The 15,275-nt window shown below is 39.5% G+C and carries 13 protein-coding genes and 1 pseudogene; 6 read left to right on the top strand and 8 right to left on the bottom strand.

Features of this window, described 5'->3' with window-relative positions; all coding sequences use genetic code 11:
- Positions 1-2: 2 nt before the first annotated feature.
- On the bottom strand, positions 3-1,130 hold the full coding sequence (locus ACPF64_RS07180) for a Re/Si-specific NAD(P)(+) transhydrogenase subunit alpha (protein ID WP_004641209.1): 1,128 nt from the start codon (positions 1,128-1,130) through the stop codon (positions 3-5).
- Between the two features lie 238 nt (positions 1,131-1,368).
- Here ACPF64_RS07180 and ACPF64_RS07175 point away from each other — a divergent pair, with 238 nt between their 5' ends.
- The 5 genes from ACPF64_RS07175 (at position 1,369) to ACPF64_RS07155 (ending at position 5,971) form a co-directional block, all read left to right on the top strand.
- A complete protein-coding gene (locus tag ACPF64_RS07175) occupies positions 1,369-2,295 on the top strand; it encodes a DMT family transporter (RefSeq protein ID WP_426455897.1) in 927 nt (308 codons plus the stop codon).
- Positions 2,296-2,362: 67 nt separating this feature from the next.
- A complete protein-coding gene (locus tag ACPF64_RS07170; protein ID WP_426455896.1) occupies positions 2,363-2,770 on the top strand; it encodes a RidA family protein in 408 nt (135 codons plus the stop codon).
- 18 nt (positions 2,771-2,788) lie between these two features.
- On the top strand, positions 2,789-3,979 hold the full coding sequence (locus ACPF64_RS07165; RefSeq protein WP_005036838.1) for an MFS transporter: 1,191 nt from the start codon (positions 2,789-2,791) through the stop codon (positions 3,977-3,979).
- A 141-nt stretch (positions 3,980-4,120) separates the two neighbouring features.
- The gene (dusA, locus tag ACPF64_RS07160; protein WP_426455895.1) at positions 4,121-5,125 is read left to right on the top strand and encodes a tRNA dihydrouridine(20/20a) synthase DusA; all 1,005 of its coding nucleotides are present in this window, start codon (positions 4,121-4,123) and stop codon (positions 5,123-5,125) included.
- Between the two features lie 333 nt (positions 5,126-5,458).
- On the top strand, positions 5,459-5,971 hold the full coding sequence (locus tag ACPF64_RS07155; protein WP_045435071.1) for a hypothetical protein: 513 nt from the start codon (positions 5,459-5,461) through the stop codon (positions 5,969-5,971).
- A gap of 9 nt (positions 5,972-5,980) precedes the next feature.
- Here ACPF64_RS07155 and ACPF64_RS07150 read toward each other — a convergent pair.
- Positions 5,981-6,136 (bottom strand): annotated as a pseudogene (locus ACPF64_RS07150) (LysR family transcriptional regulator); the annotation flags it as partial.
- A gap of 45 nt (positions 6,137-6,181) precedes the next feature.
- Complete coding sequence (locus ACPF64_RS07145) at positions 6,182-6,943, bottom strand: tRNA threonylcarbamoyladenosine dehydratase (protein WP_426455894.1); 762 nt, start codon at positions 6,941-6,943, stop codon at positions 6,182-6,184.
- A 112-nt stretch (positions 6,944-7,055) separates the two neighbouring features.
- Between ACPF64_RS07145 and ACPF64_RS07140 the strand changes: the two genes are divergently transcribed.
- Positions 7,056-7,811: a hypothetical protein gene (locus tag ACPF64_RS07140; RefSeq protein ID WP_426455893.1), complete on the top strand. Its 756-nt coding sequence runs from the start codon at positions 7,056-7,058 to the stop codon at positions 7,809-7,811.
- A 45-nt stretch (positions 7,812-7,856) separates the two neighbouring features.
- Here ACPF64_RS07140 and acnA read toward each other — a convergent pair whose 3' ends face one another.
- From acnA to ACPF64_RS07115, 5 genes are all read right to left on the bottom strand, one after another.
- Positions 7,857-10,610 (bottom strand): aconitate hydratase AcnA, encoded by a 2,754-nt coding sequence (gene acnA, locus ACPF64_RS07135; protein ID WP_426455892.1) that lies wholly within the window; start codon positions 10,608-10,610, stop codon positions 7,857-7,859.
- A gap of 124 nt (positions 10,611-10,734) precedes the next feature.
- Positions 10,735-11,547, bottom strand: a complete 813-nt coding sequence (locus tag ACPF64_RS07130) for a TatD family hydrolase (RefSeq protein ID WP_426455891.1) — start codon at positions 11,545-11,547, stop codon at positions 10,735-10,737.
- On the bottom strand, positions 11,547-12,488 hold the full coding sequence (locus ACPF64_RS07125) for an RsiV family protein (protein WP_426456115.1): 942 nt from the start codon (positions 12,486-12,488) through the stop codon (positions 11,547-11,549). Before ACPF64_RS07125 ends, ACPF64_RS07130 begins: the two co-directional genes overlap by 1 nt.
- Before the next feature lie 91 nt (positions 12,489-12,579).
- Positions 12,580-13,422: a hypothetical protein gene (locus ACPF64_RS07120; RefSeq protein WP_209831599.1), complete on the bottom strand. Its 843-nt coding sequence runs from the start codon at positions 13,420-13,422 to the stop codon at positions 12,580-12,582.
- A 69-nt stretch (positions 13,423-13,491) separates the two neighbouring features.
- The gene (locus ACPF64_RS07115; protein ID WP_005044796.1) at positions 13,492-15,084 is read right to left on the bottom strand and encodes a peptide chain release factor 3; all 1,593 of its coding nucleotides are present in this window, start codon (positions 15,082-15,084) and stop codon (positions 13,492-13,494) included.
- Positions 15,085-15,275: the final 191 nt, after the last annotated feature.

Raw genomic sequence — 15,275 nt, 5'->3', positions numbered from 1 at the left:
CCTTAACCACGCTTAAGCAGTACTTGACCGCCATGAGTGACCAATAGGGCTTTTTGGATTTCGTCTTCTTGATTAATCGCAAAGTTTTTCTCTTTGTCGAATAAAGTTTCTACGAAATTGAATACGTTACGTGCATATAGTGCAGAAGCTTCTGTCGCTACAGTTGCTGGAATATTTGGAACACCCAAAATTTTCACGCCATTTTCTGTAAACACAGTCTCGCCAACTTTAGAGCCTTCAACGTTACCACCAGTTTCAACAGCCATATCTAAAATGACAGAGCCTGGTTTCATCTTGGCAACAGTTTCAGCCTTAATCAGACGCGGCGCATCACGACCCGGCAACAATGCAGTTGTAATCACGATGTCAGCGTTAGATACAGCCTTGTCAACAATCGCGGCTTGGTCTTTGATGTATTGCTCACCCGGCATCCATCCATAACCATTTTTAGCGGCGTCCGCTGCACGTTGTTGCTCTTCTTCAGACATTGGTACGTCTAACCATTTACCACCTAAAGATTCAACTTGATCTTTTGCGGTAGGACGTAAATCAGTTGCTTCAACAATTGCACCTAAACGTTTTGCCGTTGCAATTGCCTGAAGACCTGCAACGCCCACACCCATAATCACAACACGTGCTGGTTTTACAGTACCAGCAGCAGTCATAAGCATTGGGAACATACGTTGATATTCAGCGGCAGCAAGCAAAACTGATTTATAACCAGAAAGGTTTGCCTGAGAAGACAATACGTCCATGTTCTGCGCACGAGAAAGCGTACGAGGAAGCAATTCCAATGCAAAAGCAGAAACTTGCTGATTCGCAAACTGATCTAGCTCGGTATTACGATAAGGATCAAACATTGCTACAACAGCAGTATTTGCTGGAAGTTTTTGAATTTCCCCGCCTTGTGGCGCACGAACTTTCAAAATAATTTGACTACCCGTATAGGCATCATCCGTAATGGTTGCACCGACCTGTTCATAAGCACTGTCAATGTACGCAGCCTTTACACCGGCACCACGTTCAATCACAACGCTATGACCAGCGCTAATCAACTTCTTTACTGTCTCTGGCGTAGCAGCTACACGATTTTCACCGACGACAGTTTCGGTTGGGATTCCGATTTGCATGAGCGTTCCTCAAGCTAATTTCTCATTGTCAAAAACATTGCAACCTGCAATGTTTCCCCCATGTGTATTCTTTGTACAGAATTTGGATTCTAATTGAACTTTTTTAAAATACCACCCAATATTTATTTAATAAATACCCATATTTTGAACTGATGATTCACGATATTTGATTTGAGGTGTAACATAGGAAGCTTTTTCTTTTTTTGCAGACAACAGTCTCTCTTATACAGTCTTGTATATGAAAATTTCTTTATCTTCGTTTCAAATCGGGTCTTTTTTTGCTCTTTGCTCTGCTTTTCTATTCAGTACAAAAGCAATCTTCATTAAACAGACTTATGCCCTTTCTCCATTAGTAGACGCCACAGTCCTGATGGCTTTACGCATGTTAAGCGCTTTACCGTTCTTTCTATTAATTTGCTGGTTTAACAGGCATCATAATCAGGGCATAAAAAAGAAGGATTGGCTAATTTTAATTTTTGCCGGTCTATTAGGCTACTACTTTGCCAGCTGGCTCGATTTTATGGGTCTGATGTTTATTAGTGCTTCACTCGAACGAATTATTCTATTTTTATATCCCACACTCACAGTCATTGCCTCAAGCTTCCTATATAAACAAAAATTAGATGCAAAAAGTTTATTTGCCATTTTTCTTAGTTATGGTGGAACTGTATTGGTCATGCTTCAAGAGCACAACAATGCACCAATTCAGGGCAACTTCTGGTTAGGCACAAGTCTCGTGTTTGCGAGTGCTGTGGCTTTTGCAGGCTATTTACTACTGACCCCGCCATTAATTAAAAAATTTGGTTCTTGGAATTTCACTGGTTTAGCTTTAACAGTCGCTTGTATTGGTACATTAACGCACTATGTATTAAGCACTCCTCAGCCGATTCAACTTCTATTACAACTTCCATCTAGTGTAATTTGGTACGGCGTCGGACTTGGCTTTTTAGTCACTGTTTTACCTACCGTTATGCTCATGCAAAGTATTGAGCGACTTGGCGCCTCTCAATCTGCCATGATTGCTTCGATAGGACCAGTTTTAACTATTTTACTCGCGGTTACTTTTTTAAATGAACATCTTAATATGTGGCAATGGGTAGGCTGTATTTTAAATATTGCAGGTGTCATGATAATTACCCTCAGAAAGAAAAGATTAAAATACTAATTTCTCTTGACCTCAACTTAAGTTGAGGTTGGATACTCATCTAAATTTTACTGAACGGTTGAGATCCATGAATAAAGAAACTTTTAAAATAATAAATCCATCAACATTATACGACCCTACTCCAAATGCTTATAGTCATGTTGCTGTGGTAGAAAATTTTAAAAAGATTATTCATATTGCAGGTCAAGGTGGCGAAAACTCAAAAGGTGAATTAAGCCCAAACTTTGAAAAACAAGTTTCTCAAGCTATTGATAATATTAAGCATGCTTTAATTGCTGCCAATGCAGAGCTTAGCAACATTGCCGTATTAAGAGTTTTAGTTGTTGACCACTCGGTCGAAAAACATCAAATTTTAATTAAAGTTATGCAAAATTTATGGAAAAATCATCCTTTTCCAGCCTGTACACTTATTCCTGTACCACGCCTTGCATTAGAGCATATGCTCATTGAAGTCGAAGCAACCGCATACACCTAATAAAATCGAGAGAACATCATGTCTACCCCTGAAGATATCAGTCAAAATAAACCTTTACTTTGGTTGATGGCAGCAGCATGTGGCTTATGTGCAGGTGTGAATTATTATTGCCAGCCTCTTATTCACTCCATTCAACAAGACTTTGCTGTTACTCAAGCACAAGCCGCATTGACCGTTACATTTGCTCAGGTGTCTTATGCCCTCGGACTGCTCTTTATTGTTCCGATGGGTGATATCGTCAATAAAGCCAAGGCTATTCCTTTTTTGATGGTGCTTTGTGCAGTTGGCCTATTTACTTCTGCTTTTGCTGTTAACTTACCCATGCTATGGATCGGTACAATTTTAGCGGGCTTATTTTCTGTGGCAGCTCAAGTGCTTATTCCACTTGCTACAATGACTGTAAAACCTGAAAAAACTGGCGAGATCATTGGTTTTTTAATGAGTGGCCTATTGGTTGGTATTTTACTCTCTACCAGTCTGGCTGGCCTATTTTCTAACTTATTCCACTGGAAAGTGGTTTATGTGGTAAGCGGCATATTAATGCTTCTGTTGGCATATACCTTAAAAAGTCGTTTGCCTTATGTTTTACGCATGAAAATGAATTATGGACAGATATTTGGTTCCATGGGTCAGCTTTTAAAACAAGAGAAAAGACTATTATTAAGAGCGCTTACAGGTGCTTTCGCCTTCGCATCTGTGAGTATTTTATATTCCACCATCGCATTACTCCTCACCTCAGCACATCATTTACCTGATCTGTTTATTGGACTAGTACCTTTAGTCGGTATCTTTGGTGCCTTATCAACCCGTTATATTGGTAAATATGCCGATCAGGGACGTACCACTCTACTCACATGGATAGGCTGTGGTTTATTCTTGTTAAGCTGGCTCTGCTTTTATTATGGACAAACTTTGCTTGCGAGTTATATTGCTGGTTTTGCTTTAATTCAGTTAGCACTAGCACTTGTACACACGAGCAACCAAAGCATTATTTTCCGTTTACGACCAGATGCTAAATCTCGTATTAATGCCATCTATATGACCACTTACTTTATTGGAGGCGCAGGAGGTTCAGCATTAGGAATTTTTGCGTGGAACCGTGGCGGATGGACCATGACTTGCCTTGCTGGTATTGGGCTAGTTGTACTTTGTATTTTGTTTAGCTTGTTTGATGCTATCTTACAAAAAAAGAAAATGATTTCCCAATAAGGTAACTTGTTATAAATCATCTCCCTATATTCAACACAAGGGTGGTTATAAATTACTCGGCTAAATGCCTCTGTCGATTCAAGCATAAACCTCGTATAATGCTGCCCTTTCATTAATTTAGCGACTTTTGGGCTATTGGTTATGCAATCACTTCAATCGTTACAACCTCGTATTTCTGTCGCACCCATGATGGATTGGACAACGAAGGATTATCGATTCTTTGCGCGCTTGTTTAACCCAAATGTTGTGCTATACACCGAAATGGTGACCACAGGTGCGATTCTATTTGGTGATGCTAAACGCCATTTAGACTACAGTGCACAAGAGCATCCTATCGTATTGCAACTTGGTGGCTCAAACCCACAAGAGCTTGCGACCTGCACAAAAATGGCTGAAGACTGGGGTTACGATGAAGTTAACCTCAATGTAGGCTGTCCAAGTGACCGTGTACAGAACAATAAAATCGGTGCTTGCTTAATGGCAGAACCAGATTTGGTTGCTGAATGCATTCACACTATGCAAAAAGCAGTAAACATTCCAGTAACGGTGAAACACCGTATCGGGATTGATGACATGCACTCTTATGAAGAGATGCTTCATTTTGTAGATACAGTTGCAGCAACAGGTTGCACTCATTTTGTAGTGCATGCCCGTATTGCTATTTTGAAAGGCCTGTCACCAAAAGAAAACCGTGAAGTTCCACCTTTACGCTATGAAGATGTCTATCGTTTAAAACAAGAGCGCCCATATCTCACCATTGAAATTAACGGCGGGATTAAAACGTTTGCTGAAACTCAAACACATCTACAGCATGTTGATGGCATCATGATTGGCCGTGAAGCCTACCATAATCCGTACTTACTCGCGGAAATGGGTCAGCTTTGGAATTTGGAAGCTCCAGATCGATTCGAGATTATGGAACAAATGCTACCTTATATTGAACAGCGTATGGCTGAAGGTGCTCCACTCTCCATCATTACACGTCATATTTTGGGTTTATTCCAGAATTTACCTGGTGCGCGTAAATGGCGTCAGGCGCTAAGTGGCGGAAATGCAAAAACTTTAGGTGATGTTGAACAGGCTATTAGCAACATGCAAGCAGCTTTAATTCGTACTGAGGAATATTTAAAAGAACATCAGGCTTAAGCATGGATGGCTTCTTAAATTGTAAGAAAATGTGGCATTTTAAATCAGGGACTTAGATTTTGAGTATATTCGCAATGACTGAATTAAAATATTCAAATTTAAGCTCTGATTAATTATTTTTAAATAAAAATATCAATAACTTAAGTTAAATTGTTTTTGTGCTTCATTTTAATAAGTATCTTTTTATCTCTAAGTAGCAATATTTGAAAAAAAGATACGTTATTACATAACGCAAACAAAACTTTTAAGGTACGCCTATTAGTATCTCTGAACGCCACAGGTAGGTGGTGATTTTTTTAATATGGATATAGATAATACGGTAGAGATTTCACGATGATTATTTATGACGGACAAGTAGCTGATAATTATATGTATCAGGATTCAAATCAGGCAGCCATTGTTGTATCCCACAGCACTCCAAGTCTCCCTTATCCTTTCACCATGAAGCCTAGTAATCATCAAACTGAAACTTCCGATACTCCAGCAATAGATGTTGATAGATTCGTAGCTAAATTAGAAAGTATTACCTCAAGACGTAGCAAAGCCCGTTGTGCACGTAGCATCCGCCTTGCTCTCGAATCTGCTGGTGCAGATATTCGGAATCACCCCATTGCAGCTTCAGACTGGGGAGATACCTTAAAAAAGATTGGCTATAAAGAAATTAATCCAGCCTTTGATGAACCACAAGAAGGTGACATCTATATCATTCACAGAACCCGCAATCACGTTTATGGACATATTGCTGGATACACAGGAAGTGAATGGGTCTCTGACTTCAAACAAAATAGTTATGATGTCTATAAAGATGACAGCGTCACTTATACTTACTATCGTTTAGCAGCCTAAATTAATTTTCTAAGATTGAAACGTTTTATGAATGAGTTCGGCACAATGCTGAATAATTTCATCGTTCTCTTTGATTTGCAGCAACAAACTGCAATTTTGTGAAACCTTACGAGATTGAATGGAAGCCTTCTGGGCTGTAAAACCAGCAACTAAACATAGATTTGAAAAAGGCATGCCCAAACATAAGAGCATGCCTTTTTAATATTTAAATTACGCTTTCTTTAAATCAAGTTTCTTTAAAACTTCGGCTACTGCAATCATGGCAAAACTTGAAGTCACAACCACCGCTGAACCATAGCCACCACAGCGTAAACCAGCCGATGGACACACATCTACACTTGAGAATGGGTTATCAATCGAATAAATACAGGTAATTCCAAATTTCTCTTTTGGTTTTTTACAAATACCACGAGCGCGAAGCTGGCTACGTAACTTCGCCAACATCGGATCTTGTTCGGTTTTTGATAAATCCGCGACACGAATTTTAAGTGGGTCGAGCTTACCGCCTGCTCCACCAGAAACAATCAAAGGAATTTTGTTAAAACGGCAATGCAGCATTAAAGCCAACTTCGCTTTAACGTCATCAATACAGTCTAGAACAATATCCGGTACAGGATTTAAAAGCTCTGTGACATTCTCAGGTGTAAGGAAGTCATCAATAATATTTACTTTAATACGTGGGTTAATCTGGCGACAACGCTCCGCCATGATCTCCACTTTTTCACAGCCTAATGTAGAGGTCATCGCTGGTAGCTGACGGTTCACATTTGATGCCGCGACAACATCCATATCCACTAATGTGATTTCCCCAATTCCGGTACGAGCCAAAGCCTCTACAGCCCAACTGCCTACACCACCAATACCAATCACCATTACATGACTTTGCTCGTAATGTTGAAACGAGGAATCACCATAAACTTTGGCTACACCTGCAAAACGACGTTCATATTCATCTTGTTGGAGATCGGTCATTGTTTCTCTTTGGGGGTCACGAAATACGGTAGCTATTTTACCTGAATCAATTAGGCATAGGATATCTTTTACGATATTATAAATAGCAAAAGTCCCTTAAAATTTATTAATAATGAATCAAGAACTTAATCAAAAAATTGTCTTATGTATCCCCGGTGTTTGGGAAAATCATCAAGCTCTATTACATGCACTCCTCACTAATGAAACAGGATATATTTACGCAGGCTCAATTATTAAATCTTTAACAAATGAGTATTATGCTGAAATTGAAGAGTATGAAAATGATCCTAATGTAAGTCAGATTTTTAGGTCATTGAGTATGGGCCGTTTTTCTGAAAGTGAATTAGAAAAAATTGATCGACATAATATGGTTATTTATGTTGTTTGTGAGGGTGGATCGATCGAGTTAGCACAACAAGCTCTGTTGTTAGGGCAAGCCCTCATCAAAGCAGGTGGCTTAGCAATTAAAGTTGAGACTTCTGGACTTACACATATTAAAAGTGATTGGCTTAGTTATAGTGCTGAAAATACCCTAGATCTGTTTAAAGGCTTTATTCCTATTATTTCCGACGATAATTTACTTTATTCTTGTGGAATGTATCAATTCGGCAAACCAGATGGATGTATAAATCTAAAAGTAGATCAAGCATCCTATATCCTGAATCATTTCTTGTTATATATCCTTATCGAAAATCCAGAGTTGTTAGAGAATCAAACTTTTTCGATAGATGAAAATTCAGAATTATTAAAGCTTTCCCGAAAAGCATCTAGGGATTTCTTTGATTTAGATTCACTATATTTTAATCCACTCGATGTTTGGATGCTAACTACTTCATTTAGCTGGAAGAAATTATTTAAGTTCAGTTAAGTTTCAAAAAAAGAAACCCTGTAATTTACAGGGTTTCTTTTTCAATTATTCTGCAATCAAATTTCGAAGTACATAATGCAAAATACCACCAGCCTTAAAGTACTCGACCTCATTTAACGTATCAATTCGGCACAACACATTAAAATGACTCGCTACCCCATTGGGCCGTTTTACATCAACTTCAAGAATTTGATGAGGTTGAATCCCATCCAGCAAACCACGGATTGATATCACTTCATGACCCGTTAAATTAAGAGATTGACGAGTTTGCCCATCAACAAACTGTAATGGCAACACTCCCATACCGACTAGGTTTGAACGATGGATACGCTCAAAACTCTCTGCAATCACTGCTTTCACACCTAATAAATTTGTTCCTTTTGCAGCCCAGTCACGTGAAGAACCTGTTCCATATTCCTTACCTGCAATAATCACAAGAGGTGTGTTTTCTTGTTGGTAAAGCATCGCTGCATCATAAATGGCAAGCTTTTCACCACTTGGAATGTAAATAGTATTACCACCCTCTTCACCACCAAGCATTTCATTTTTAATACGAATGTTGGCGAAAGTTCCTCGCATCATCACTTCATGATTACCACGTCGAGAACCATAAGAGTTAAAGTCTTTTGGATCAACTCCTTGCTCTTGCAGATACCGACCCGCAGGACTATCTTTTTTGATATTCCCCGCTGGTGAAATATGGTCGGTTGTGACTGAGTCACCTAAAACAGCCAAAATACGCGCCTGTTCAATATTCTTAATTGGCTTTGGTGGCTCTCCTATCCCTTCAAAAAAAGGAGGATGTCGGATATACGTCGAGTCATCGGCCCATTCATAGGTTTTGCTCTTTGGGATCTGAATCGCTTGCCAACTCGCATCACCATCAAAGACCGCTGCATATTCTTTATGGAACATCTCTGTATTTACTTTCTGCAAGACAACATCAATTTCTGCCTGACTTGGCCAGATATCTTTTAAATAGACGGGCTGTCCATCTTTGCCCTCACCAAGAGGCTCTCTTGTCAGGTCGGTACGAATATTCCCAACCAAACCATAAGCCACTACAAGAGGCGGTGAAGCTAACCAATTGGTTTTAACTAATGGATGTACCCGTCCTTCAAAGTTACGGTTACCAGAAAGTACAGATGCAACATTCAAATCATGACATTGAATTGCATCTTCGACTGGCTCGGGTAATGGGCCTGAATTACCAATACAGGTTGTACAGCCATACCCCACCAAGTTATAACCCAACTCATCTAAATACGGCGTAAGCCCAGCAGCCAACAAATAATCAGTCACGACCTTAGAACCAGGTGCAAGAGAGCTTTTCACCCATGGTTTTCGTTGTAAGCCTTTTTCAATAGCTTTTTTAGCAAGCAAGCCTGCCGCTAACATCACGCTTGGGTTAGAGGTATTAGTACAAGAGGTAATCGCAGAAATAACAACATCACCATGATTTAACGGGTATTCCTGCCCTTCAATCACGCAAGATGGACTTTCATGTTGAATATTTGCTTTTTTTGCCTCTACAGCAGTACCACCACCTTCATTTTCTAGACGTTCTTTTGCTTCTTTTGCTGGTTTTAGCGTTAACTCCATGAGTGCATTAAACGCTTTAGGTACTTCTGATAACAGCACTCGGTCTTGCGGGCGTTTTGGTCCAGCCAAACTTGCTTGCACCGTAGTCATGTCTAAACTTAAAGTATCTGTAAAAACAGGTTCATCACCAGCATTTCGCCATAAACCTTGAGCTTTACTATAGGCTTCAACGAGCTCAATACGGTCTTCATGACGGCCTGTCAGTTTCAGGTATCCTATAGTCACTTCATCTATTGGAAAGAAACCACAGGTTGCACCATATTCTGGTGCCATATTGGCAATGGTTGCACGGTCAGCAAGAGGCAAATCTGCCAAACCATCTCCATAGAACTCTACAAATTTACCCACCACACCTTTTTGGCGAAGCATTTGAGTAATAGTGAGTACCAAGTCTGTTGCTGTAATACCTTCTGGTAATTTTCCTGTAAGTTTAAAACCGATGACTTCAGGAATAAGCATAGAGATGGGTTGGCCCAACATTGCAGCTTCAGCCTCAATACCGCCTACGCCCCAGCCTAAAACACCCAAGCCATTAATCATGGTCGTATGCGAATCTGTTCCCACTAAGGTGTCAGGAAATGCAAAAGTTTTGCCTTCATCTTCTCCCAACCACACTGCTTGGGCCAAATATTCTAAATTGACCTGATGGCAAATCCCCGTACCTGGCGGCACTACACTAAAATTATTAAATGCAGACTGTCCCCAACGTAGAAATTGATATCGTTCGCCATTACGCTGCATTTCAATATGTACGTTTTCTTCAAAAGCCTGATCATCGGCAAAATAGTCAACCATCACCGAGTGGTCAATCACCAAATCGACAGGAGATAAGGGGTTAATCTTCTCTGGGTCTCCACCAGCTTGAGCCATGGCTGCTCGCATTGCTGCCAAATCGACTACAGCGGGTACCCCTGTAAAATCCTGCATTAAAACTCGAGCAGGTCGATATTGAATTTCCTGTTCAGAACCTTTGGTTTTTAACCATTCTGCTAAGGCATAGATGTGTTCAGTTTTAACGCTAAGTTGGTCTTCGAACCGTAATAAGTTTTCCAATAATACTTTTAAAGATTTCGGTAGTTTGGCAATATCCCCTAGCGTTTTCTCTGCTTGGGCTAAGCTAAAAATCTGATAATTGCTGGAACCTACTGTTAGCGTCTGTAAAGCATTAAAACTATTGATATTGCTATACTTAGCCATTGGGTTATCCTCCCATGTCTGGCAATGTTATTTTTCACGTTTTTACATGTTGTTTTCTTACTTTAAGCTTCTTTTCTAATCGCTGTGTTTTGTTTTAGTTACTATTTCTAATCTTTGATTTTTATTACGATAATTTCAACGCCGAGAGCGAGTTTTCCCAAAGCTGTACGGCCAAATCTGACGCTGATATGTTTAAGTTTTCTGCCAAACTTTGCAAAACATAAGGCAAATTAACTGGGGTATTACGGGTACGCTCTTCAGTTGAGGTTTGACAGCAAAGCGGTGTCATATCTGGGCAATCTGTTTCTATCACCAAGTGCTCGGCACCTATGGCCTGCACAACAGTATGAAGTTTTTTTGCATTCGGATTAGTAATTTGCCCAGTCACACCAATTTTAAATCCCAGTTTAATGAGACCTTTTGCTTCCTCTATGCCACCACTAAAAGCATGAGCAATTCCACCCAGTTTAAATTTCTGAGCTTTTAATATTGCGAGTACATCGCCATGTGCTTTTCTAATATGGAGAAGTACTGGTTTTTGATATTGGGTTGCCAGCTCTAACTGATCGGCAAAATATTGTTTTTGCTTCGCATAGATATCTGGCTGCTTATGCTCTTTTAAGAAAGTATCTAAACCAATTTCGCCTACTGCCACACATTCTTCTTTCTGTAAAATTTGCTCAAGATGAGAAAGATGTTCTGGCTGATGTTGCTCAATATAAAATGGGTGTAAACCGGGTGCTAAATATGAAGTCGGTACATTTTCCCAGCTATTTAACTGATGATGGGTTTGTAGCAACTCATCAAAACGTGACTGCACAAAACCAATTAAAACCAGTGCATCAATCCCAGCTTTTTTGGCATTAAGCGCTAACTGTTGCCGATCTTCATCAAAATCGGCAACATCAAAATGCGTATGCGTATCAAATAGGCGCATTAGCTTCCACTTTTTGCAACAGGTGCTGAAGCTGGTTGCGCTTTAGGCTGCGGCAAATATTCTTTTTTCAAGACTTCCTGTAATTGATCATACGGAATGACTAATCGAGGTAATCCCACCACATATGGTCCAATTTCATATTCACCATATTGAAGGATTAAACCTTGTTCACCCAATAAGAAATTATCGGATAATTTAAATGGCCAAGCTTGTTCATAATCACTGACATTATCAGCCAGTTTAGAGTCTGTAACCCAAGTCTTAAAGGCTTCATGCGCCAACTTCTCTAACGCTGCCTTTTGCTGTGGACGCAACAAGTCTTCAAGCTTGATCTGCTTTTGTTCTTTTAAATCAAAATTATAATAATGCTGTGCAGCAGAACCATGAGCACCACCTAAATAGCTACTGCTATTAAGTACAACAGTGACCACTTTACCTTGAGCCTGCAAGATCTTAGGTTTAACTAAAAGATTAATTTGATGACTACTACTTAAAGCTTTTAATTCATTGTCCAAACCAATAAATGAATTTGCATAACGTTGAACTTGGGCATCAAAGCTATTTTTTTGCTCTGCACCCGCAACCGCTGAAGCTTCTGTTTTTTGATCTGGTTGCTTCACTTTAGTATCAGGTTCAGCAATCTCTAAAATTTGATCTAGAGCCTTTAAGATTTGCTGATCTACAATTTTATCAATAAATGGAAAATTACTCTGTAAACGCTCAACTGTAAATTCGGGACAAGTTTTACCATCACAATCAGGTAAAGCAACCTTACTCGGAATTGTTTCACCCTTCAAAGTCAGCTCTACTGGCTTTTGTTCTTCGACTGCTGGTTTCTGCTGTTCTTGAGAATCCTTAGGATCGGCTTTAGGTTGGCATGCCACCAAAAATATAGCCGAAGCAAGCAAAGTTAATCGCAGTGAAACTTTAGAAGATAACATCATATTTTGCCTTTTATTCTAAGGAGATTACGCAGTGCCTTTTCTAAGAAATTAGCGCATATAAATAGAGGTTGCAAATTCTGCTACCATCTTAAAACATTTGTTCATAAACCTCGGGTTGTAATATTTTTTTTGTTTGTTCTGTAGATAAATAAATATCGAGCTGTGGTGCCTCTTTAGTAATTTGGTTTGCCTGATAATGCAGTCCAATGCCTTCACCATCAAAGAACCAATCCGCTTGTCCCCAATATAAAGTTTTTGGTGCTTCTTTTTTTATTTCAACAGTCTGCTTTTTTAACCAGTCTTGATAGGCTACCTGCACCATTTGATGCATAGCTGTTTGTTGATCTTTTTTTAAAACATCTAACAAACTTAAACTTTTATGCAATTTTCGGTCGGCCACGAAAAAGTAATAACGATCTTTAATCGTGAGCTCTTCTTGCTTGGTATCAAGCCCTAATTGCAATAAAACATATTGATTACGCTGCGAAGCAATACGTGTATGAAGATGCAATTCATAAGCTCGATTCTTTGAATATTTATCTTGCCATTCATCAGACTTTTTTACATAGGCATTAATCGCCTGCTGCAAGCTCAAGTCTTTTTTCAAATCAATTTGATCTTGAATCACTTTTGTCTGACTTTTCGCGATCCAGTCATTTATCCATGCGTCTTGAGTCTTTATCGTTTGAATATCAACATCAATACAATTTTTCTTCTCACAAAATGGCAAAGCATAATCGGCTTTTACTTGTTGTAAGTTGAGAAATGGCAGTACTTCAGCTTTTTCAATATTTTGAGTTTGTGTACCCGCTAGTTCCGTTTGAGAAGAGGATGAAGACTGAGAGCTTTTCCAGACAAAAATAGAAATAGCAGAAATTAATGTTATGACTGCAACCACCAGCGCAATAATTGTCTTTTTACTCAAGTTCATTTCATCATCCTTTTTTATTTTTCAAAACAAAACAGCTTCTATTCGAAGCTGTTTGTCACATTAAAATGATCAGTGTTCACGTGTGTTACGGAACTGAATATCAGGCCAACGCTCTTGCATAATCTGCAAGTTCACTCGGCTTGGAGCAAGATAAGTTAAGTGTCCGCCGCCATCGATAGAAAGTTGGTCATGTGCTTTCTTCTTAAATTCATTCAGAATTTTTTCATCATCACAGTGAATCCAGCGAACGGTATTCACGCTTACAGGCTCATAAACACAGTCAACCTTATATTCTTCTTTCAAACGATACGCAACCACGTCAAACTGGAGCACACCTACCGCCCCAACAATCAAGTCATTGCTGATTTGTGGCATAAATACCTGAGTCGCCCCTTCTTCAGACAACTCTTTCAAACCTTTTTGCAATTGTTTTGACTTTAATGGATCTCTTAAACGCACACGACGGAACATCTCTGGCGCAAAGTGAGGAATACCTGTGAAGTGCAGATTTTCACCACTTGTGAAAGTATCACCAATTTGAATCGTGCCATGGTTATGTAAACCAATAATATCGCCTGGCCATGCTTCTTCTAAATGTTCACGCTCACCAGCAAGGAATGTCAAAGCATCACTAATGCGGACATCTTTACCAAGACGCACGTGGTTCATCTTTAAACCTTTTTCATATTTACCAGAGCAAATACGCATGAAGGCAATACGGTCACGGTGTTTCGGGTCCATGTTGGCTTGAATTTTAAATACAAAACCAGAAAAACCTTCTTCTTTCGCATCAACTACACGCTCTTGTGTAGGGTGCGCTTTAGGTTCAGGTGCCCAGCCCATGAAAGCATCTAGTACATGGTCAACACCAAAGTTACCTAATGCCGTACCAAATAGAACCGGAGTTTGTTTACCTTGTAAAAATAATTCACGGTCTAATGGCTCATTCGCCATTTGTACGAGCTCAAGCGACTCTTCAAAAGATGCCCAAGCCAAATCACCTACTTTTTCACGAATATCAGCATGATCATAGCCATCACGTACTTCAATATCTGTAATGGTTGAACCAAAACCTGCTTTATAGACATACAATTTATTTTCAATAATGTTGTATACACCAGCAAAATCACGGCCCATTCCTAATGGCCATGTAATAGGTACACAGCGGATATTGAGGACATTTTCAATTTCATCAAGTAACTCAAGTGGCTCACGAATCTCACGGTCCATCTTGTTTACGAATGAAATGATAGGCGTGTCACGCATACGACACACTTCCATCAATTTGATGGTACGTTCTTCGACACCTTTTGCACCATCAATCACCATTAACGCTGAGTCAACTGCGGTTAAGGTACGATACGTATCTTCCGAGAAATCTTCATGTCCCGGTGTATCGAGTAAGTTAATGGTATGACCTTTATATGGGAACTGCATAACAGAGGTGGTAATAGAAATTCCACGCTCTTTTTCCATTTCCATCCAGTCAGATGTAGCTGCGCGGTCAGATTTACGGCTTTTTACCATCCCTGCAACCTGAATTGCTTTACCCCATAACAGTAATTTCTCTGTCATAGTGGTTTTACCGGCATCGGGGTGGGAAATGATGGCAAATGTGCGGCGTTGAGCAACCTGTGCCGCTAACTCATCTTTAAAACTCATGAAATACACCTACTGCGGAGATTGCAGTGCCAAAGATCTAAAGTCGATCAAAATAAAAATTGGCGTAATTGTAGCAGATTTATAGAAGTGTTTAATGATTGTTGATATGCCATCAGTCACTCATAAGATTTTTGAACATTTTTTGAGAATACAACCTCGTTCATTAGAGATTTTACAATCAAAAAAGCCCA

The sequence above is a fragment of the Acinetobacter sp. KB005 genome (assembly GCF_049949095.1).
Taxonomy (GTDB): Bacteria; Pseudomonadota; Gammaproteobacteria; order Pseudomonadales; family Moraxellaceae; genus Acinetobacter; species Acinetobacter calcoaceticus.
The sequence above is the reverse complement of the archived record's forward strand: the minus strand, read 5'-3'. Positions and strand labels throughout refer to the sequence as shown.